Genomic DNA, 20,941 nt, shown 5'->3' with positions numbered 1-20,941 from the left:
GTGTTGAAATGACACTAGTATGGTATGTTACAATGATTTTCTAACAGTATATGCAAAACGAATAGCCTGTGCGATTCATACGATTTTAGAAAAGGAGGTTTTCAATATGCTTTTTCGTAGCAATACCCCGCAGTTCTATAATGAAAATAAAAAACTCATGCCTAATAGTATCGCTACGATGGAAAGCGTTATGATTAACAACCAAAAACAAACTCTCCTTATGCGCGGGCAAAACGTAGAGCAGCCTATTTTATTATGCTGTCACGGTGGACCAGGCATGGCACAAATCGGATTTATTCGTCATTTTCAAAAAGAATTGGAGAAACACTTCATCGTAATTAATTGGGATCAGCGCGGGGCAGGTAAATCCTTTTCAATGAAAGATTTCGGAGCAAATTTTACAATCGAACAATTCATTTCCGATGCAAAAGAAGTGATTCAATATGTACTTAAAAAGTTCAGTAAACAGAAACTATTTCTCGCTGGTCATTCTTGGGGAAGTATTATCGGGCTTAACATAGCACACCATTATCCACAATATATCGAGGCTTATATCGGTATTGGGCAAATTGTACATATGAAACAAAACGAAGAATTACTATATCAGCATTTAATTCGTTCTGCAAAAAAACATAATCATAAAAAAGCATTAGCGTCCCTTTTAAAATTAGGAAAACCGCCATTTTTAGATACGAGACGCCTTATTATTCAAAGAAAATGGCTTGGCACATTCGGAGGAGCAATCCAAAACGGATCTTCCTTTTCGTTCATACGAAAAGGCTTCTTTTCCCCTGAATATACGCTATTAGATTGGTTCAAGTTTCTCGCAGGGAATTTAAAATCTGGCGTTTTATGGGAAGAAATGTTGACAATCGATTTCTTTTCTTCTATTACGAGTTTATCTATTCCAGTTTATTTTTGTTCTGGTCGCTATGATTATCAAACTCCTTATGCACTCGTTCAGGAATATTGTGATGTAATAGAAGCACCGATAAAAAAGATGATTTGGTTCCCAAATTCAGCACATTCTCCTGATTTAGAAGAGCCAGAATTATTCGCTCGTTCTTTACAATCCATTAAACAAGAGCTAGCTTTTCACCATTAGTAACAAAAGGCTCTTTTACATTTCATAAAAAACAATTTATAATAATATGTCGCAACTATGTATAAATCTAGCAAGGTGCTTCATATTTACTTACCTTAACACAATAAAATTTTGGGGAGATTACATTTATTATGAATGCTGTACTCGTTGCAGTAGCAGTTATGCTATTGCTTAGTTTGTTACGTGTCCAGGTCATTGTCGCCATCATTGTTGGAGCTTTAACAGGCGGAATTATCGGCGGACTCGGTATTTCAGAAACGATTAACACTTTTACAACTGGTCTTGGAAATAGTGCTCCAATCGCTTTAAGTTATGCAATGCTTGGCGGTTTCGCTATTTCTCTTTCCAAAACAGGACTTCCAGATGCCATGATTCAAACTGCATTAAAATGGATTGGCAATGAACAAGACACGAAAAAACAAGTTTATTCTAAAATACTTATTCTATTCATCATTTTAACGATGGCTTGTTTCTCACAAAATGTGATTCCTGTTCATATCGCTTTCATCCCCATCTTAATTCCAGCACTTTTAAAAGTATTAAATGAGCTGAAAGTGGATCGCAGACTTGTTACATGTATTATTACATTCGGATTAATTACTCCTTATATGTGGATTCCAGCAGGGTTCGGAAAAATTTATCATGACGTATTGCAAACAAATGCTGCGCAAAGCGGTCTTACATTTGATGTCGCGCTTATTCCAAAAGCAATGACGATTCCAGCAATCGGTATGATTATCGGATTATGTGTAGCGGTGTTCATTACGTACCGAAAACCTCGTACGTATGAAACAGAACAAATTCATACTACCGCAAATGAAATCGTTCCCTATACAAAACGTAGCATTACTTTCGGATTATTATCTATCATAGCCACATTAACTGTTCAATTAGCAACAGAATCAATGATTTTCGGTGCTTTAGCTGGGATTATCGTCTTATCAGTAAGTGGTAGTCTACCTCTTAAAGAAGCAGATGCGATATTAACAAGCGGAATGCGCATGATGTCCTTTATTGGTTTTGTTATGATTGCGGCCGCTGGATTTGGAGCTGTGCTTCGAAAAACAGGACATGTTGAATCTCTTGTGCAAACGAGTGCACATATAATTGGAAACAACAAACCACTCGCTGCATTTCTTATGCTTGTAATTGGACTTCTCGTTACGATGGGAATTGGTTCATCCTTTTCAACCATCCCTATTTTAACAACAATTTTTGTACCCCTTTGCATGCAGCTTGGATTTAGTCCAATGGCCACCATTGCAATTATCGGTACAGCCGGAGCGCTAGGAGATGCAGGATCTCCAGCATCAGATAGTACACTTGGACCAACATCTGGTTTAAACGCTGATGGTCAACACCATCATATATGGGATACATGTGTACCAACTTTTCTGCATTATAATATACCGTTACTTATATTCGGATTTATTGCCGCAATTACATTATAAAAGGTGCGTATAAGACGCACCTTTTACTTTTTTATTTTTCCTTTTAATTGTTGCAACGCTATTTTCCCATTTTCTTCGATACAACTTTCCATTTGCATAAATGACGGACCTGCCCATTCACTGTCTATACTCCCGTTCATTCCAATAATTTTCACTTTATCCGGTATACGGATATTTAATTTTTTTGCTGCTCGAATTAACTCAAAAGTAATCTTATCACTTGAAGTTACAATTCCATCTACATACGGATTGTTTTGCAATAACGTAACAAACTGTTTATTCGTATACCCTTGTACACATTCTTCTCGATAAGAGATTCCTTCCTCCCAAACAGCGTCTAAAAATCCTGATATGTACTCTTCCATTTCTTCACTATCTTCGCCCTCACCGAAATAAGCAAGAAAGTGACAACCTTTTTCTTTTAATAAAGAGACCGCTCTTTGGCCACTTTCATAATAATTTGCATGGGATTTTTTTTCATCAATCACAACAAACGGAAGTGGGATTTCTCCTATACTTTTAAAAACGGATCTTGTCAAAATAACACCTGCAACGTTATTTTCCTTCAACATATGTATGTATTTATCTTTATTCTCTATATTACAAACAATAATTTGATATCCTTCTTTATACGCTATTTCCTCAATACAATGTAGCAAAGTGATGTTTGATGGGTCATATAGATTATCTACAAGTAATGCAATTATCGTTGAATTCTCTTTAAATAGTGCCTTTGCTGCACTATTTGGCCTATAATGTAATTCCTCAATTGCTTCCTTTACTTGTTTTACTGTGTCCTCATGAACGTATCCTTTTTCATTTATAACTCGTGAAACGGTTGCGACTGAAACACCTGCCAATTTTGCAACATCACGTATAGTTGCCACATCGTCACCCCTTAATATGGTAATAGATTACAATTTTACGGTAACCTAAATTACAATATTCGTCAAGGTTAATAACTTATATTTCTGAAAATTGTTACATCATTACACTAAACTATATTCTAATTGAATTTCATGTAAAATCGGGATATTATCATACCCAATGCGTGGAATTTCTTTCTTTATTTTTCGTGCCTCTTCAACTGCATTTACATATAAATTCGTCATCAAAAAATTACGTTTTTGGTAAAAACGTAACGCATTCATATTATCATTTGTTGTTATAAGCCAAACCTGCCTGCACTGTTCTTCTTCTGCAACTCGTAATACACAATCCACAAGTTTTGTCCCTATTCCTTTTCTTTCTTCAAAGCTATCTAACGATACAATTTCGCACATATTTCCGATCAATTCATATGTTATAATTCCGATTATTCCGTCTTCTGAGAGCGCAACAAATCCTGGCAACTCTTCTAATTGATGCTCCTTACCACCTGAAACCATCAATGAACTCCCCCAGTTCTCACACATGAACATTCGGATTGTTTCCTTCATCGCTGGCGTAATTTTTTGTATATGCACCATTTCCTATTTCTCCCCTTTTCTATCCTTGTGATACAATATAAGTGTATCACATGTAACGGTATTTGGAGGATGAGGTAAAGTATGAAACGTTTTTTTGCAGCATTGTTTACTATACTAGGTGCGATAACTGCCCTTGGGATTTTCTTTACAAATAAGGTGATGTACTTAAAGAAAAAAACAGAGGAAGAAATACTCGAAAGAGAAACGAAAAAACATTTTCGTATAGAGGATTTTGATGCTCTTCATAAAGAAGAAATTCATATTCCTTCGCAATTCGGATATGATCTTCACGGATATTACATTCCTGCTGGTCATTCCAATAAGTTTATGATTTTCTGTCACGGCGTAACTGTAAATAAAATGAACTCTGTAAAATATGCAAGGTTATTTTTAAACAGAGGATATAATGTCGTTATTTATGATCATCGTCGTCATGGTAAAACTGGCGGAAAAACAACAAGCTATGGATACTATGAAAAACATGATTTAAAATCTGTAGTTGACTGGCTAAAAGGTCGTTTTGGAACAAATATAATACTCGGTATTCATGGTGAATCGATGGGCGCTGCAACACTTCTTCAGTACGCAGGACTTGTAGAAGATGGTGCTGACTTCTATATTGCAGATTGTCCTTTCTCTGATTTCTACGGACAATTACAGCACCGTTTAAAGGTTGAATTCCATTTACCGAAATGGCCTTTATTACCTTTAGCAAATGCTTTCTTAAAAGTGCGTGACGGTTATACGATTCGTGAAGTTTCACCAATCGATTGTATAAAAAACATTAACAATCCCGTCCTCTTTATTCATAGTAAAGATGATGATTATATTTTAGCTGATATGACGAAAGCACTCTATGAAGCAAAAGAAAACAATAAACAGCTTTATATTGCAGAACACGGCGCACACGCTTGCTCTTATAACGAAAATAAAGAAGAGTATGAAGCAGCCATTGATCAATTTTTAAACTCATATGTAAAAGAAACAAAAAACAGGCTTGCATAAGCCTGTTTTTTTATTGCGCTAAAACGTCTGTAACTTGTTCCATATTTTCAGAAATCCACTTTATTGCATCATCTAACGTGGGAAATTCTGTCGTTTGAAATGTTACCTCATCTTGCAGTAACCAAACATCCTTTGACTCTTGTCCTACACCAGCAATGGACCAATGTAACAAACTATATGGATGATTATCATTCAAAAATGATGCCCATGTGCGCTCATTTGCAATATTTCGTAATGTACGTAATTGTTTATCCATCTTTCGTCACCTTACTCTAGTCAGTTATAAAAAACATTATAACACTCTCTTCTCTTCCAAAGAAAGTGCTCTTTTCATATTGTCAAGTACTTCTCTTGATTATATGATGAAATTAAGCGTTTGGGAAGGAGGGATAGCGTTGGCTAAAGTACAAATTAAAGTAAATGATAATGGCTCTTTTCGCGTTACAGGGGACGTGGAATTAGTTGATTCACAAGGGAATGTATTCCCAGCAAAACCGGCATTTTCTTTATGCCGTTGTGGTTTATCAAAAAATATGCCTTATTGCGATGCTTCGCATAAAGGAAAATTTGAATCTGTTGTTAGAGCACCAGAGGCAGAATAATTTCACATGTGACATGCACATTTTTTTGTGCATGTTTTTTCTTTTGATCAACTCCATTACATCCCTTCTCCTTACAACATTTCTAATACTTCTGCCCTCATGCCAGCATACATATATTTTCACACAATTCTTCACATTCGAACATTTTTTACTAGCCTTTTTTCTTTTTTGTGCTATAATTTGAGCAAACAACATCCTTCGGGGTCGGGTGAAATTCCCAACCGGCGGTGATGAAGTGCAAACTTCTAAGTCCGTGACCCGTTTTCAACTCGAAAACGGTGGATCTAGTGAAACTCTAGGGCCGACAGTATAGTCTGGATGGGAGAAGGATATGTTTTCTAGTAATTTTATATAGCGAATACACTTTTATTTCAGTATGCATATTTTTATAGATTCAATTCAAATCTATATATATGTTTTATTTTGTATACTTATGTTTCTATACTGGAATAAAAAGATACGACTAGCGTTTGAAAATTCGATATTTTGCTAGGTTTTTTCCTTATGCCAAAATATCAATCATCGCTAGGTTTCTTTCCTATACTTTCGTATTCGAACTATATTTCTAGAAATCACGTCTCCCAAACCCCAAGGATATAAAATCCTTGGGGTTTTTTGATTTTTTCAGGAGAGGTGAAGAGAATGACAGATCAAGAATATATGAGGATTGCCCTACAGTTAGCAGAAGGAACATCCGGACAAACAAGTCCAAATCCTATGGTTGGTGCTGTTGTTGTAAAAGATGGAAACATCGTCGGTATGGGAGCTCATTTGCGTGCTGGTGAAGAACACGCAGAAGTCTATGCTCTTCATATGGCTGGTGAAAAAGCAAAAGGAGCTACCGTTTATGTAACACTTGAACCGTGTAGCCATTTTGGAAAAACACCACCCTGCTGTGAATTGCTCATCAAAAAAGGAGTCAAACGGGTTGTAATTGCTACTCTTGATTGTAATCCGCTCGTTTCTGGTAATGGAAAAAGGAGATTAGAAGAAGCTGGCATCGAAGTAACGACTGGTGTTCTTGAAGCAGAAGCAATTTTATTAAATCGCTACTTTTTTCACTACATGAAAACGAAACGTCCATTTGTAACAATAAAAACAGCAATGAGCTTAGATGGAAAAACAGCAACCGTAACCGGTGAAAGTAAGTGGATTACAGGTGAAGAAGCACGAGCTGATGTTCACCAATACCGCCATACACATGATGCGATTCTCGTTGGAGTGAATACAGTTATAGCTGATAATCCGCATTTAACAACAAGAGTTCCTAACGGAGGGGAAAATCCTATACGCATTATTTTAGATACCCATTTACGAACGCCACCATCTTCTCATGTCATAACAGATGGCTTAGCACCGACATGGATTTTTGTCGGTAATGGTGTAGATAAAAAGAAAATAGCTTCTTATGAATCTGAAAATATAGCTATATTCCAAATGAAAACGAAACAGATTGAAATACAGGATGTTTTACACCTACTCGGCGAAAAACAAATTCTTTCTCTTTTCGTCGAAGGGGGGCAAACCGTTCATGCAAGTTTCTTACAAACAAAGTATTTCAATGAAATTATAACTTATATAAGTCCAAAATTAATTGGTGGAAATGATGCCCCTACTTTATTTGGGGGCAATGGTTTTTCAACATTACAAGATGCACTTTTCTTGGAAATTCAAAAGATGAAACAAATTGGCGATGATATAAAAATTGTTGCGCATGCCCGAAGTGAGGTGACGGAATGTTTACAGGAATTGTAGAAGAATTAGGAACGATTGCAAACATGCAACAAAGCGGGGAAGCGATGAAGTTAACGATTCATGCCAATAAAATTTTATTAGATGTTCACTTAGGTGATAGCATCGCGGTTAACGGTATTTGCTTAACTGTAACGAGTTTCACAACAACTTCATTCACAGTGGATGCAATGCCCGAAACGATGCAATCAACATCACTCCGCATGCTTAAACCGCAATGCACAGTAAATTTAGAACGTGCAATAGCGGCAAATGGACGATTCGGTGGACATTTCGTTTCAGGACATATCGATGGCATTGGAACGATATTAAACAAAAAACAACACTATAATGCCGTCTATTACAAAATAGCTATTTCTGATGAATTGCTGCGCTATTGTTTGCATAAAGGGTCCGTTGCTGTTGATGGAACGAGTTTAACAATATTTGATATAGACGAATCTTCCATTACCATTTCACTCATCCCGCACACAGTAAGCGAATCTGCTATTGGGGAAAAGAACGCCGGTGACATCGTAAACATTGAGTGCGACATGATTGGTAAATATATCGAACGCTTTATTTCTAAACCAGTAAAACGAACAGGTTCAATGACCGAAAGCTTTTTACAAGAAAACGGATTTCTATAAGGGGGAAGCATGATGTTTCATCGTATTGAAGAAGCTCTAGAAGATTTAAAACAAGGAAAAGTCGTAATCGTATGTGATGATGAAAACCGTGAAAATGAAGGCGACTTTATCGCTTTAGCAGAGTATATTACGCCAGAAACAATTAACTTTATGATTACACATGGGCGCGGCCTCGTTTGTGTACCAATTACAGAAGGATACGCAGAACGTTTACAATTAGAACCAATGGTAGCTCATAATACAGATTCGCATCATACTGCATTTACAGTGAGCATTGATCATGTTTCTACAACAACTGGGATTAGCGCGCACGAACGTGCAACTACGATACAAGAATTATTAAATCCTGCATCAAAAGGTGCGGATTTCAGTCGTCCTGGACATATCTTTCCATTAATTGCGAAAGAAGGCGGTGTTCTGCGTCGTGCTGGTCATACAGAAGCTGCTGTCGATTTAGCACAGCTTTGCGGAGCAGAACCAGCTGGCGTCATTTGTGAAATTATTAATGAGGACGGTACGATGGCACGCGTACCTGATTTACTACAGTGCGCAAAACAATTTGATATAAAAATGATTACAATAGAAGATTTAATTGCTTATCGCCGCCACCATGAAACATTAGTGACGCGAGAAGTGGAAATTACATTACCTACAGATTTCGGTACTTTCCATGCGATTGGCTATTCTAATTCCTTAGATTCGAAAGAGCATATCGCACTCGTAAAAGGTGATATTTCAACAGGAGAGCCTGTACTTGTACGCGTTCATTCAGAGTGCTTAACAGGAGATGTATTTGGCTCGTGCCGCTGCGATTGCGGACCACAACTCCATGCTGCACTTGCTCAAATTGAGCGTGAAGGAAAAGGCGTTCTTCTTTATATGAGACAGGAAGGACGAGGCATTGGCCTTCTTAATAAGCTTCGCGCTTATAAGTTACAAGAAGAAGGCTTCGATACTGTAGAAGCAAACGAAAAGCTTGGCTTCCCTGCTGATCTTCGTGATTACGGTATCGGCGCTCAAATATTAAAAGATTTAGGTTTACAACATTTACGATTATTAACGAATAACCCACGAAAAATTGCAGGCTTACAAGGTTACGATTTAGAAGTAATCGAGCGTGTACCGTTGCAAATGCCAGCAAAAGAAGAGAATAAAACGTATTTACAAACGAAAGTAAACAAATTAGGACATTTACTAAACTTATAATTAAAGGAGAGATTTATTATGGTATTCGAAGGTCATTTAGTTGGTACAGGATTAAAAGTTGGAGTTGTTGTTGGACGTTTTAATGAATTTATTACAAGTAAATTACTTGGCGGCGCTTTAGACGGATTAAAGCGTCACGGTGTAGAAGAATCTGATATCGATGTTGCTTGGGTTCCTGGTGCATTTGAAATTCCTTTAATCGCTAAAAAGATGGCGAATAGCGGGAAATATGATGCTGTTATTACGTTAGGCACTGTCATTCGTGGTGCTACAACACATTACGATTACGTTTGTAATGAAGTAGCAAAAGGTGTTGCATCTTTATCACTACAAACAGACATCCCAGTTATTTTCGGTGTATTAACGACTGAAACAATTGAGCAAGCGATTGAACGCGCAGGCACGAAAGCTGGTAATAAAGGCTATGAATCCGCCGTTGCTGCGATTGAAATGGCTCACTTATCAAAACAATGGGCATAAAAAAATAAAAAAGAGGCTGCGGCCTCTTTTTTATTTCTTCACTTTTTTCCGTACATCTTTTATTAATTCATCCATTGTTTTTCCTTCTGTTTGTATACGAAGCGTTTGTGCTGTTCTCCATACATTCTCTCTTTTCTTCGCTTCTTCTATAATAGTAATTTCTTTTCGTACTTCCTTTAAATCTTTCCCTTCTGTTTTCAATCCAAAATGTTCAGCTTTCGTTCGAAAATGTTGTTCAATTCGTTGTTGCATCTCTTTTTGTTCAGGATTTTCGGCGGCCTTAACTGGATCAGCACTTATTGCTTTTAGTAAAATGAGACAAGTCATAATCGCTAATATATATTTGTGCATGTAAAATCCTCCAACCCAATATAAATTACATATTTACTATGTACAATTGGTGCTTGGAAAATTCGTCCACCAAAATTCTTTTTTCCGCTCAAAAGCCACTAGTATCAAACGTTCACAACTATTTATTACATTTTATTTACAAAAAAAAGCAAACTCTTTTACAAGTTTGCTTTTTTCTATTTTATAGTGCACACTCTTCAATCTCAAATCCTAAATCTTCAATCATACCCCAGTCTGCAGTCGGTTCTTGTCCAGCTGTCGTTAAGTAGTCCCCAACAAAAATAGAGTTTGCTGCAAATAAACCGATTGGCTGTACAGAACGTAAATTGATTTCACGCCCTCCTGAAATACGAATTTCTTTCGTTGGGTTTACAAAGCGCATCATCGCCAGCACTTTTAAACATTCTACTGGTGTTAACTCTTTTTGTCCTTCAAGCGGCGTACCCTTTACAGCAACAAGGAAATTACATGGAATTGAATCTGCATCTATACGTTGTAATTCGAATGCAATTTCAGCTCGCTCTTCTATTGTCTCTCCCATTCCAAAGATCGCCCCAGAACATGGTGAAATACCGGCTTGTTTCGCTTTTTGAACTGTATCAACACGATCGTCATACGTATGAGTAGAGCAAATGCTTTCGTAATTATTCGCATGTGTATTTAAGTTGTGGTTATAACGATGTACACCCGCTTCGGCTAAACGTCCTGCTTGATCTTCGTTTAAGAACCCTAAACAACAACAAATCTTCAAGTCTGTCGTTTCACGAATCTCCTTAACTGCTCCAATTACGTGATTCACCTCTTTATCTGTCGGGCGACGACCAGATGCTACAATACAATATGTACCCGCTTTACGACGAATTGCTTCATGTGCCCCTTCTACAATCTTTTCCTGCGTTAGCCATGCATATTTATCAATCGGTGCTTCTGAAATAATAGACTGTGAACAATATCCGCAATCTTCAGGGCATAATCCAGACTTCGTATTAATAATCATATTTAATTTTACTTTCTTACCAAAGTGATGATGGCGAATGATATACGCAGCATTCATAATTTCTAAAATCTCTGTATCGTCAGCCTCTAATATCGCTATTGCATCTTCTTTCGTAATCACTTTCTCTTCTACTACGTCGTATGCAAGTTTTTTCCAATCCCTTTTTGTTTGTACTTGTTTCATTTCATCTCTTCCCCTCTTTTGTTATATGCACAAATAAAGCATGATACGTTGCCATTATCCCTTCATTTCCCGTGAAGTCTCTTTCGTATATGCGAAGCATCGCACGAAAGAGTGAGGGACTTTGACAATATGATTCTTCATTACTATTGGTCGCTCCTACTTTACGAATAGAATGTAGAAACTCCCTAACTTCTGTAAATCTCTCTATGTAACATGTTTCAGAAACATGTACATCCCCTGTTTCTATCTCACATATATGGCGCAACTGATTTTTCGAATAAAAACGTTGCCCAATCGATGTTTCATTTTGTATATTTTTTTCTTCTTTCGCCCGCTGGAACGAAGCATGCAATTCTTGAAATGTTTCCTGCCCAAATGTTGAAAAGAGTAATATCCCCTCTATAGATAAATGACGAAATAAATTTCTTATCACTTGTTTTAAATCATTTAGCCATTGAAATGTGGCATTTGAAATAATGACATCATACGTTTCTTCTAGTCGTAATCTTTCGATATCCTCACAATAAAATGTTACATTGTTTACATTTTGTCTAGTTTTCGCAACTGCAATCATACTTTCAGCAAAATCAATAGCTGTAATTTGTGCTTTCGGAAATAAGTTTGATAATTGCTCTGTAACATATCCTGTCCCGCATCCAAGTTCTAAAATACGTATCGATGAATTTGCACTATATCGCCGATTCAATGTAGAAAGTAATGAATGCGCCATCTTTTTTTGTACATTTGCATATTGATCGTAGGATACAGCTGCCACGTTAAATCGTTTTTGTAGTAACGTTTTGTTGATCATTTCGTATCCCCTCTACAAATTGAATGATTTCATTTGCGCAATATTCGAAATTCGTTACGCATAATGCATGTCCAGCCTCACTTACTACTTTTAACTTAGCATTCGCATTCTCTGTCATACTATGAGCTGCAGATAATGGACATATCACATCCTGTTCTCCATGAAGAAGTAACAGCGGGACTTTGACATCTGTTAATTCGTTTCTCATATCTGCTTCTATTAAATAATCTAAGCCTAATTGTAATGACTGAATCGAGTCTCCTTTAAAATTCAGCGCAATCTCTTCAAAACTCGTATTCTCTTTCAGCTCATCTTTTGTAAACATATTTTCATAAAACCGCTTGAGCGTATCTTCTTTCTTTCTCGCCACATTCTTTTTCAGCCGCTCTACATGCAAAGCATTCCATCCACTCGTATAGTCGCTCGTATTTGTAAATTTGGGAGTACCACCAATTAGTACAATACCTTTTGTCTGAATCTTTTTATGTGCTTGAACTGCCGCTAACGCCCCTAGTGACCATCCAACTAAAATGACATTTTCATCCTTTGCTACATCTATTATTCGCCCTGCAAATTCACTTTGTTCTTTCACATTACGCCAATTGATACATTGAACAGAATACTCTTTAAAATACGGCAGAACTAAAGTCCAAACACCTTCTTCCATTCCCCACCCAGGAATAAAAATAATCTTTAGCTCTTTCATACGAAAAACCCCTCTTCTTTACCAATGCGTATAATATGGTGAATAGCCCATTGCAAATCAGCTGTTGTATGTTGGGACGTAACTGCAAAACGGACCCGTGAACTATTAACTGGAACCGTTGGTGGACGAATTGCAATTGCAGCAATCCCTACCTGTTGCAACCTTTTACTAAACCGTAACGCTGTTTCATTTGAACCGACTACAATCGGTACAATGTGAGTTGAGCTATTTCCAATATCAAAACCAGCTTCTCGTAAATGGTTTCTGAAATATGCTCCATTCTCTATAAGTCTCTCTCTTCTTTCATTATCTTCTTTTACAATTTCAATTGCTTTTTGTACCGCTCCTAATGTTCCTGGTGGTAATGCAGTAGTAAAAATAAAACTTCTCATCATATTGTGTAAATACTCTATATAAATTGCATCACCTGTCAAATACGCACCATAACACCCTAAAGCCTTACTAAACGTCCCCATATGTATATCTATTTTTTGAGCAAGATCTTCTTCTATATGAGATAATCCAGCTCCGCCAATTCCATATATTCCACTCGCATGTGCTTCATCAACTATAAGAATTGCCCCGTATTTCTCTTTCAGCTCTACTAACTCCCTTAAATACGCAGTATCACCATCCATACTAAAAACAGTATCTGTTACGATTAATTTCCGCTTTTCAGGTGACGCTGTTTTCAACAACTTCTCTAAATGATCCAAATCATTATGACGATACCTTTTATGCTCTGCTCCACTTAATATAATTCCATCAACAATACTTGCGTGATTTAATTTGTCACTAAACACAATATCGTGACGACTCACTAATGAAGAGATCACTCCAATATTTGCGGTATATCCACTATTCACAACTAAGGCTTTTTCAGTGCCTTTCCAATCGCATATACTTCTCTCAACCTCTTCATACAGTGAATAGTTTCCTACCACGAGCCTTGATGCTGTCGCCCCAGTTCCATATTTTCTTGTACATGCGATAGCAGCTTCTTTTAACCTTTCATCTCCAGCTAACCCTAAATAATTATTTGACGCTAAATTTAGCATCCTTTTCTCATCTCGAATAAGCCATGTCTCTTCTGCTTGTTCTGTTACATGCAAATTACGATACTGCCCTCGCTCATGTAATTGTTGCAATTTAGATTGAAGATGTGTGCGCCACGTTTGATTCATTTCGGATAAGCTCCTCTAATTTTGAAATCATTATATATTCTTTAGCAGATTCCAAGACTTCTTCTCTTGTAAACTCACCTGCAAAGAATGGTAATAAACCTAAAACCGGTACCCCACTTAGCTCTTCAATCATTTCTTTATTTTCATGCACTCTTTCCATTTCGCATTCTTTGCAGCCAGATAAAATGACACCTGCTACTGTTAAACCATATGCCTTTGCATAAGCGATCGTTAAAACTGTATGATTTACTGTTCCTAATGTAGGGCGTGCTACTACAATAAGTGGAAGTTGTAATTCTTTTGCGAAATCAATTACTAAAGCGTCCTCTGTATATGGAACAGCTAACCCACCTGCTCCTTCTACAAGTAGACTATTAAAATCTTTCAATCGTTCATTATAGTGATGAATAATTTCTTTTAACGTTACTGTCCTTCCAGCTCTTTTCATAGCAAGTCTCGGGGCAAGCGGCTCTTCAATAGAGTAAGGGCAAATTTCATCTTCTTTTGTCGGTACACCTGATAATGCTTTTAGCCTTGCTGCATCTCCCTCTGGATTTGATGCAACATGTCCACTTTGCAATGGTTTATATACCCCGATGTTATATCCCAGTTCTCTAAATACACCTGCTAATGCACCGGCGACAACAGTTTTCCCCACTTCAGTATCCGTTGCTGTTATAAAAAAACCACTCATTATTCTCCCTCCGTAACATCCGAGATTGCTTTATACAAAATACGTAACATATCATCAATCTCATCAATTGTAGAAGCAAGAGGGGGCATAAATACAATCGTATTACCGAGCGGGCGCAAAATCATACCCAGCTCTCTTGAGCGTTTACATACTTGAACACCGACTCTCTCTGTCCATTCAAACGCTTCTTTCGTTTCCTTATTCTTCACAAGTTCAATTCCAACCATTAACCCGCATTGACGAATATCCCCTACATGTTTATATGCAAAGAGGTCTTCTAATTGCGTCGCCACATATTCTGTTTTACGTGCCACCTCTTCTATTAAATTTGTTTTCTCGTATAGTTCTAGATTCGCAATTGCTACCGCACACCCTAACGGATTCCCTGTATAACTATGTCCGTGGAAAAATGTTTTTTGTTCTTCATAGCCTCCTAAAAAGGCTTTATAAATTTCATCTGTCGTTACAGTAATTGCAACTGGTAAATATCCGCCTGTTAAACCTTTTCCGGCTGTCAAAATATCCGGCGTTACATTTTCATGTTCACATGCAAACATTTTTCCAGTACGCCCAAATCCAGTCGCTACCTCGTCTGTAATAAATAGAACATTATATTTTGTACATAAATTACGTAGCCCTTTTAAGTATCCTTTTGGCATTGTAATCATACCGCCAGCACCTTGCATTAAAGGTTCTACAATAATCGCCGCAATTTCTTCATGTTTATCTTTCAGCAGCTCTTCCATTTCTTCTAAATGTTTTTTTACAATTTCCTCCTTATTATTTCCATAAGGAGAACGATATGTATATGGATAAGGCATTTTAATTGCTTCAAATAAAAGCGAACTATACACTTGGTGAAACAAGTCTATTGCTCCTACTGAAACAGCTCCAATTGTGTCACCATGATACGCTTCTTTTAATGTAACAAATCTTTGTTTCTTCGGTTTTCCTTTATGCTGCCAATATTGAAAGGCCATCTTAATTGCAATTTCAACGGCGCTAGAACCGGAGTCTGAATAAAACACTTTCTTCAAACCTTCTGGTACAACTTCAATTATTTTTTCGGCTAATAAAATAGATGGAACGTTAGCAAGCCCTAGCATAGTAGAATGGGAAATTTTATTTAATTGTTTACGAATTGCCTCATCTAGTTCCGGTACTTGATGTCCATGAACATTTAACCAAATAGACGAAACACCGTCCCAATATTCGTTTCCATTTACATCGTATAGCTTTCTTCCCTCTCCCCGTTCAATAATGACAGGATCTTCTTCTAAATAATCCTTCATTTGTGTAAACGGATGCCATACATAGGCTTTATTTTTCTCCGATAATTCTTCATATGTATATGATGGTTTGTCAGTCGTACTCTTACTAAAAGTCACAATTGTCACCCCTAATGTTAACTAGTTTATAAATATAGTTAACATTAAAACTAAATGACTGTCAATTATTTTCAAATCAAGTAGTTCTTAAAAAAGAACAACTTATCATACGATAAGTTGTTCTACTTTCCATGTTGTATCTTTCCGATTTCTAAAATAATCTCTTCATCTTTTTTTCCTTCTGTTTCAATTCCAAGTTGTTTTGCATGTTCAATCAATAAATCATGGCGCTTCTCAAATCTTGCGGTATTTACTTCTTTCGCAACCTCTTCTTTTGTTTTCCCTTCCATAGAAACCCCTAGTTTCGTAGCTGCTTTCTCCATCGACTTCTTCTCTTCAGCTTCTTTCGCTTTCTTCACTTCTAACTGCTGTATTTGCTTTTGCTTCGCCTGCTCTGATTCAGCTGCAAAAGCTGTGTAAATTCCAGCACTTCCGCCAATGACTAGTAAAGTGGTAAAAAGAATTATTTTTTTCTTCACTCTTTCCTCCCCTTTCAAATTCATTATAACGCACATTTTCCCAGGATTAAAATCGTTCTCCTTTATTTCCCTAAAAAATTATTGAATATTTTTATTGACATGTGAGACGAATATATGATAAAAATTTAACTAACATCATATGAATCGGCATTGATAGGATTTAGTAGTATTTCGATTTCTGATTTCAGAGAGCTGGTGGTCGGTGCGAACCAGTACAGAGCGAATTATGAATTACCCCCTGGAGCTTCTTTTGCGAAACGTAAGGAGTAGTGAAAGACGGTTATAGACCGTTATATCTAAAGAGTGGTGAAACGACACTGTTTCACAATTTAGGGTGGTACCGCGAATTTTTCGTCCCTGCATATATTGCAGGGGCGTTTTTATTTTATTAGCGCATACCATACGACCCTTTATTTTGTGATACATTCATTTCACAAGCTAGGGTGGTACCGCGATTTCTTCGTCCCTGCATAATTATATGCAGGGACGTTTTTTTATCCAATCATTTCCGTATCATATTAAAGAAACAACAATTACCGGTAATTTGTCACAAAATTCTAAAATTTAGAAGGAAATAAACAATATTGGCGAATTTTATATAAAAAAGAGCTATTTTAGATTACTTAGGAGGGGAAAACAATGGTTTCAAAAATTGAATCTGTTCTTTTAACAGTATTTATCTTTTTCTGCATTGGCTTTAGTGTTATCAAATTAGAAGTTTCACCACACATCCCAATTTTATTTGGTATCGTTCTTTTATTAGCATTTGGATTTATGAAAAAAATTGATTGGTCTACGATGGAAAAAGGAATGATAAGTAGTATTTCAGCTGGTATTCCATCTATTTTTATATTCTTACTTGTAGGCGTATTAATTAGTGTTTGGATCGCTGCTGGAACAATTCCAACTTTAATGGTATACGGCTTCCAGCTTGTATCTCCAAAAATTTTCATTCCAACTGTTTTTGTTGTTTGTGCAATTGTTGGAACAAGTATCGGTAGTGCCTTTACAACTGCCGCAACTGTAGGACTTGCCTTTATGGGCATGGGTAGTGCTCTCGGATACGATCCTGCTCTAATCGCTGGTGCAATTATTTCTGGTGCATTCTTTGGAGATAAAATGTCTCCTTTATCTGATACAACAAACTTAGCGCCAGCTGTAACGGGTGTAGATTTATTTGAGCATATTCGTAACATGCTTTGGACAACAGTTCCAGCTTTCATTATTGCTTTTATCGCATTTTTCATTTTAGGAAGCGGTACTAGTGGAGACGTTGACTTCACAAACTTCATTAGCGCATTAGAGAAAAATGCAACGATTTCTATCTTTACACTTATTCCAATTTTATTACTGTTCCTATTCGCATTTAAAAAAGTTCCAGCAGTTCCAACATTACTTGCTGGAATTATAGTAGGAATCATTATCCTCTTTATATTTAAACCTAGTACTTCTTTAACTGATTTAATGAAAATTATGCAAGACGGTTACGTTTCTAAAACTGGTATGAAAGATATTGATAGCTTATTATCTCGCGGCGGCCTGCAAAGTATGATGATGTCAATCGCTCTTATTTTCCTAGCTCTTTGTATGGGAGGATTATTACAAGGAATGGGTATTATTACGCAGCTAATGAATATCATCTCTAGCTTCGTAAAAACTAGCACACGCTTAATTATTTCTACTGCTTCAACTGCAATCGGTGTGAACTTCTTACTTGGTGAGCAGTACTTATCTATCGTTTTAACAGGACAAGCATTCGCTAATAAATATGATGAAGTCGGTTTAGAACGTCGTAATTTATCACGTGTATTAGAAGATGCAGGTACAGTTATTAACCCGCTCGTACCATGGGGAGTAAGTGGCGTGTTCTTATCGAACGTCCTTGGCGTTCCAACTTTTGATTACGTTCCATTCGCAATCTTCTGCTTAGCTTGTCCAGTCGTAACGATTATCGTCGGCTTTACTGGATTTGGCCTTTCATGGAAGAAAGAAAAAGCAGTAACACTTTCATAATATATTAAAAAGGATTACCTGAATCGGTAATCCTTTTTATATTTCTCCACTATCTATTTGCTTTTTTTCTTCTAAATAACAGAAGGAATCCAGCTCCAATAAATGCCAATCCAGCTCCAATTGTAGAAGCAACACTTGTACCTGTTTTCGGTAAATCACGTTCTTCTTTCTTTTCACTTACAGTTGTTGTTTCTTTTGCATTTTGATTATCCGTTGTAGTTTGTCCAGATCCTGCATTATTACCTTCATCTGTTGGTGGTGTCGTCGGATTTTCTCCATTATTTCCTTCACCTGTTGGTGGTGTCGTTGGATTCTCTCCGTTATTCCCTTCACCTGTTGGTGGTGTCGTCGGATTTCCTCCATTATCTCCTTCACCTGTTGGTGGTGTTGTTGGATTCTCTCCACCAGTTTCCTTATCATCATCGTTCTTCTTCGTTATATCAATTGCATATTTAGCAAATTCATTTTCAGATGGTCCAACATATGATATTTTTCCATCTTTCTTTATATACTTTTGTGCATTTGGTGAAGAATCGAATGTTGTATGTAATTTATCGGCAACAATCGGTTTAAACGTCCAATTTTTATCTGCTGCTGGATCAATAACTGGTGTTTCTTGCATATACTTCACAATAATTTGACGCGTTTCATCTTGTGACTGGTATACAACTTCCCCTTTACTTACACCTGGGAACGTTTGGCTGCTTCCGCGATAGTTATTTGTAGCGACGATGAACTCTTGATTGTCAGCTACTGGCTTCCCTTCATATGTCATATTTACAATACGATTCGTATTTGCATTTACAACTTTTCCATCTTTATCGTATTTCGCCGGTTGTGTTACATCAATTTCGTATTTTAAGCCATCTAAAATATCGAAGTTATATGTAGGATAGCCTATATTTACTAACGGCTGTTCTTCTGTTTTCTTTGGATCAATTTGATTAAACTGACCTGCAGACATTTCAAGCCATTCTTTCACTTGTGCCCCATTTACTTTTACAGCATATAACGTATTTGGATATACATATAAATCTGCTACGTTTTTAATTGCTAACGTTCCAGCTGGAATATCCGTATAATATGTAGCACCGTTTCGGCCACCTGCTTTAAATGGTGCTCCTGCAGATAAAACTGGAATTCCTTTATATTTGCTGTACTGTCCATTTTCAGCAAATAACTTTTCTACATACCATTTTTGTGCATTTGTCACAAGTTGTACAGAAGGATCATCCTGTACTAATGAGAAATAACTATTAATTGGCGCTGTCGTTTTTCCTACGGCAGTATTCACATAATCAATTGTCGCTTGGTGATCATCTTTAATTTCATTAACTAAATTTTGATCAGATTGTACAAGTGGGTTTCCTTTACTATCAGCAATCGGACGAAGTTGCGGCTTCGATTGCTCTTTTTGTACTTCCCATTTTCCATTTACTTTTTTCAATTGCATATCAATAATGCCTAAGTTACTTCCAAAGACACCAGGCATTACAACTGGAACACCATTAAATACGTCCTTCACTTCAGTATGTGAATGTCCCATTAATACTGCATCTACACCAGGAACTTCTGTTAAATAATACGATGCGTTTTCCATGCCAACGTTGTATCCACTCTTATCAACACCTGAATGCGCTAGTGCAACGATAACATCTGCACCTTCTGCTTTCATTTTTGGCACCATTTTTTTCGCTGTTTCAACTATATCTTTTGCTTTCACTTTTCCTTCTAAATTTGCTTTATCCCAGTTCATAACTTGAGGTGGAACAAACCCCATTACGCCAATTTTCACTTTTTGTTTTTGACCTGATTCATCTTCTACTTCTTTTTCAAAAACATGATATGGTTTAAAGTAATTTTGATCATTCTCTTCATTATTATCTTTATCATCTTTATAGACGTTTGAGTTAATAACCGGGAATTCTGTTTTACTAATTACTTTGTTTAAATAATCTAAACCGTAGTTAAATTCATGATTCCCAAGAGAGATGACGTCATACTTCATTAAATTCATTAAACGATATAATGGGTGTGTATAACTAGGATCCACAGGCTTCTTCGGATCATTTATTTTATTCGCTACATAATCTCCAAGCGGTGTCCCTTGTAATGCATCCCCATCATCAAATAGGACAGAGTTCTTCGCTTCTTCACGCGCTTTATTCACAAGTGTTGCAGTTTGCACGAGACCTACCTTATTATCTGTTTTCGTTTGATAATAATCGTAATTCATTAAGTTAACGTGAATATCTGATGTTTCTAGAATTCGTAAGTTAACCGTACTCTCCCCAGTTTGCTCATCCGCATGAGCTGTTGCTGGCAATACTTGCGGCGCTATAACACCAATAGCAAGAGTTGCTCCAGCTAGCATTTTTTTTGACTTTTTCACAAAAAATCCCCCTTATACAATTACCAAAAATAATGAAATGAATC

Annotated in this window: 21 protein-coding genes, 1 riboswitch and 1 other annotated feature; of the genes, 9 read left to right on the top strand and 12 right to left on the bottom strand. The window is 36.8% G+C overall.

Annotation, left to right across the window (positions count from 1 at the left end):
• Positions 1 to 106 precede the first annotated feature (106 nt).
• Positions 107 to 1,105, top strand: a complete 999-nt coding sequence (locus ACTFRS_RS14960) for an alpha/beta fold hydrolase (protein WP_103626103.1) — start codon at positions 107 to 109, stop codon at positions 1,103 to 1,105.
• Positions 1,106 to 1,236: 131 nt separating this feature from the next.
• On the top strand, positions 1,237 to 2,556 hold the full coding sequence (locus tag ACTFRS_RS14955; RefSeq protein WP_000994827.1) for a Na+/H+ antiporter family protein: 1,320 nt from the start codon (positions 1,237 to 1,239) through the stop codon (positions 2,554 to 2,556).
• Between the two features lie 23 nt (positions 2,557 to 2,579).
• Here the strand turns inward: ACTFRS_RS14955 and ACTFRS_RS14950 are convergent, their stop codons facing one another.
• Positions 2,580 to 3,443 (bottom strand): LacI family DNA-binding transcriptional regulator, encoded by an 864-nt coding sequence (locus ACTFRS_RS14950; protein ID WP_139866789.1) that lies wholly within the window; start codon positions 3,441 to 3,443, stop codon positions 2,580 to 2,582.
• Between the two features lie 102 nt (positions 3,444 to 3,545).
• On the bottom strand, positions 3,546 to 4,025 hold the full coding sequence (locus ACTFRS_RS14945; RefSeq protein WP_139866787.1) for a GNAT family N-acetyltransferase: 480 nt from the start codon (positions 4,023 to 4,025) through the stop codon (positions 3,546 to 3,548).
• 81 nt (positions 4,026 to 4,106) lie between these two features.
• Here ACTFRS_RS14945 and ACTFRS_RS14940 point away from each other — a divergent pair, with 81 nt between their 5' ends.
• Positions 4,107 to 5,030 carry an alpha/beta hydrolase gene (locus ACTFRS_RS14940; protein WP_242294445.1) on the top strand — a complete coding sequence of 308 codons (924 nt, stop codon included), beginning with the start codon at positions 4,107 to 4,109 and terminating at the stop codon, positions 5,028 to 5,030.
• Positions 5,031 to 5,040: 10 nt separating this feature from the next.
• Here the strand turns inward: ACTFRS_RS14940 and ACTFRS_RS14935 are convergent, their stop codons facing one another.
• Positions 5,041 to 5,286 (bottom strand): YqkC family protein, encoded by a 246-nt coding sequence (locus ACTFRS_RS14935; protein ID WP_000360809.1) that lies wholly within the window; start codon positions 5,284 to 5,286, stop codon positions 5,041 to 5,043.
• A 139-nt stretch (positions 5,287 to 5,425) separates the two neighbouring features.
• On the opposite strand from ACTFRS_RS14935, the gene ACTFRS_RS14930 reads away from it, so the two are divergent.
• The 5 genes from ACTFRS_RS14930 (at position 5,426) to ribH (ending at position 9,699) form a co-directional block, all read left to right on the top strand.
• On the top strand, positions 5,426 to 5,632 hold the full coding sequence (locus ACTFRS_RS14930; protein WP_001151582.1) for a CDGSH iron-sulfur domain-containing protein: 207 nt from the start codon (positions 5,426 to 5,428) through the stop codon (positions 5,630 to 5,632).
• A gap of 190 nt (positions 5,633 to 5,822) precedes the next feature.
• Positions 5,823 to 5,966: riboswitch (FMN riboswitch) on the top strand.
• 308 nt (positions 5,967 to 6,274) lie between these two features.
• Complete coding sequence (gene ribD / locus ACTFRS_RS14925; protein ID WP_440024754.1) at positions 6,275 to 7,387, top strand: bifunctional diaminohydroxyphosphoribosylaminopyrimidine deaminase/5-amino-6-(5-phosphoribosylamino)uracil reductase RibD; 1,113 nt, start codon at positions 6,275 to 6,277, stop codon at positions 7,385 to 7,387.
• Positions 7,369 to 8,013: a riboflavin synthase gene (gene ribE / locus ACTFRS_RS14920; RefSeq protein ID WP_440024756.1), complete on the top strand. Its 645-nt coding sequence runs from the start codon at positions 7,369 to 7,371 to the stop codon at positions 8,011 to 8,013. Before ribD ends, ribE begins: the two co-directional genes overlap by 19 nt.
• Before the next feature lie 12 nt (positions 8,014 to 8,025).
• Positions 8,026 to 9,219 carry a bifunctional 3,4-dihydroxy-2-butanone 4-phosphate synthase/GTP cyclohydrolase II gene (gene ribBA, locus ACTFRS_RS14915; protein ID WP_087954366.1) on the top strand — a complete coding sequence of 398 codons (1,194 nt, stop codon included), beginning with the start codon at positions 8,026 to 8,028 and terminating at the stop codon, positions 9,217 to 9,219.
• 18 nt (positions 9,220 to 9,237) lie between these two features.
• Positions 9,238 to 9,699, top strand: a complete 462-nt coding sequence (gene ribH, locus ACTFRS_RS14910; protein ID WP_000230898.1) for a 6,7-dimethyl-8-ribityllumazine synthase — start codon at positions 9,238 to 9,240, stop codon at positions 9,697 to 9,699.
• 30 nt (positions 9,700 to 9,729) lie between these two features.
• Here the strand turns inward: ribH and ACTFRS_RS14905 are convergent, their stop codons facing one another.
• The 8 genes from ACTFRS_RS14905 to ACTFRS_RS14870 all read right to left on the bottom strand — a co-directional run bounded on the left by ACTFRS_RS14905 (position 9,730) and on the right by ACTFRS_RS14870 (position 16,492).
• Entirely contained in the window at positions 9,730 to 10,050 is a 321-nt protein-coding gene (locus ACTFRS_RS14905; RefSeq protein ID WP_000549778.1) for a hypothetical protein, read from the bottom strand.
• A 181-nt stretch (positions 10,051 to 10,231) separates the two neighbouring features.
• Positions 10,232 to 11,230 (bottom strand): biotin synthase, encoded by a 999-nt coding sequence (gene bioB, locus ACTFRS_RS14900; RefSeq protein WP_000815866.1) that lies wholly within the window; start codon positions 11,228 to 11,230, stop codon positions 10,232 to 10,234.
• 1 nt (position 11,231) lies between these two features.
• Positions 11,232 to 12,041 carry a malonyl-ACP O-methyltransferase BioC gene (bioC, locus tag ACTFRS_RS14895; RefSeq protein ID WP_139866776.1) on the bottom strand — a complete coding sequence of 270 codons (810 nt, stop codon included), beginning with the start codon at positions 12,039 to 12,041 and terminating at the stop codon, positions 11,232 to 11,234.
• Complete coding sequence (locus tag ACTFRS_RS14890; RefSeq protein WP_139866774.1) at positions 12,007 to 12,747, bottom strand: alpha/beta fold hydrolase; 741 nt, start codon at positions 12,745 to 12,747, stop codon at positions 12,007 to 12,009. The genes bioC and ACTFRS_RS14890 overlap by 35 nt, the downstream gene beginning before the upstream one ends.
• A complete protein-coding gene (gene bioF, locus ACTFRS_RS14885; protein WP_242294450.1) occupies positions 12,744 to 13,931 on the bottom strand; it encodes an 8-amino-7-oxononanoate synthase in 1,188 nt (395 codons plus the stop codon). The genes ACTFRS_RS14890 and bioF overlap by 4 nt, the downstream gene beginning before the upstream one ends.
• Complete coding sequence (bioD, locus tag ACTFRS_RS14880; protein ID WP_139866770.1) at positions 13,897 to 14,625, bottom strand: ATP-dependent dethiobiotin synthetase BioD; 729 nt, start codon at positions 14,623 to 14,625, stop codon at positions 13,897 to 13,899. The genes bioF and bioD overlap by 35 nt, the downstream gene beginning before the upstream one ends.
• On the bottom strand, positions 14,625 to 16,013 hold the full coding sequence (gene bioA / locus ACTFRS_RS14875) for an adenosylmethionine--8-amino-7-oxononanoate transaminase (RefSeq protein WP_242294452.1): 1,389 nt from the start codon (positions 16,011 to 16,013) through the stop codon (positions 14,625 to 14,627). Before bioA ends, bioD begins: the two co-directional genes overlap by 1 nt.
• 122 nt (positions 16,014 to 16,135) lie before the next feature.
• The gene (locus ACTFRS_RS14870) at positions 16,136 to 16,492 is read right to left on the bottom strand and encodes a hypothetical protein (protein WP_139866766.1); all 357 of its coding nucleotides are present in this window, start codon (positions 16,490 to 16,492) and stop codon (positions 16,136 to 16,138) included.
• Positions 16,493 to 16,633: 141 nt separating this feature from the next.
• Positions 16,634 to 16,854: a binding site (T-box leader), on the top strand.
• 277 nt (positions 16,855 to 17,131) lie between these two features.
• On the opposite strand from ACTFRS_RS14870, the gene nhaC reads away from it, so the two are divergent.
• Positions 17,132 to 18,505 carry a Na+/H+ antiporter NhaC gene (gene nhaC / locus ACTFRS_RS14865; protein WP_000253747.1) on the top strand — a complete coding sequence of 458 codons (1,374 nt, stop codon included), beginning with the start codon at positions 17,132 to 17,134 and terminating at the stop codon, positions 18,503 to 18,505.
• Between the two features lie 49 nt (positions 18,506 to 18,554).
• Here nhaC and cpdB read toward each other — a convergent pair whose 3' ends face one another.
• Positions 18,555 to 20,897 carry a bifunctional 2',3'-cyclic-nucleotide 2'-phosphodiesterase/3'-nucleotidase gene (cpdB, locus tag ACTFRS_RS14860; RefSeq protein WP_318159113.1) on the bottom strand — a complete coding sequence of 781 codons (2,343 nt, stop codon included), beginning with the start codon at positions 20,895 to 20,897 and terminating at the stop codon, positions 18,555 to 18,557.
• Between the last annotated feature and the right edge of the window lie 44 nt (positions 20,898 to 20,941).

Origin of the sequence: Bacillus cereus group sp. MYBK139-1 (assembly GCF_051916915.1) — a bacterium.
Taxonomy (GTDB): domain Bacteria; phylum Bacillota; class Bacilli; order Bacillales; family Bacillaceae_G; genus Bacillus_A; species Bacillus_A pacificus.
Note: the sequence above shows the minus strand (reverse complement) of the source record. Positions and strands in the feature narration are given on the sequence as shown.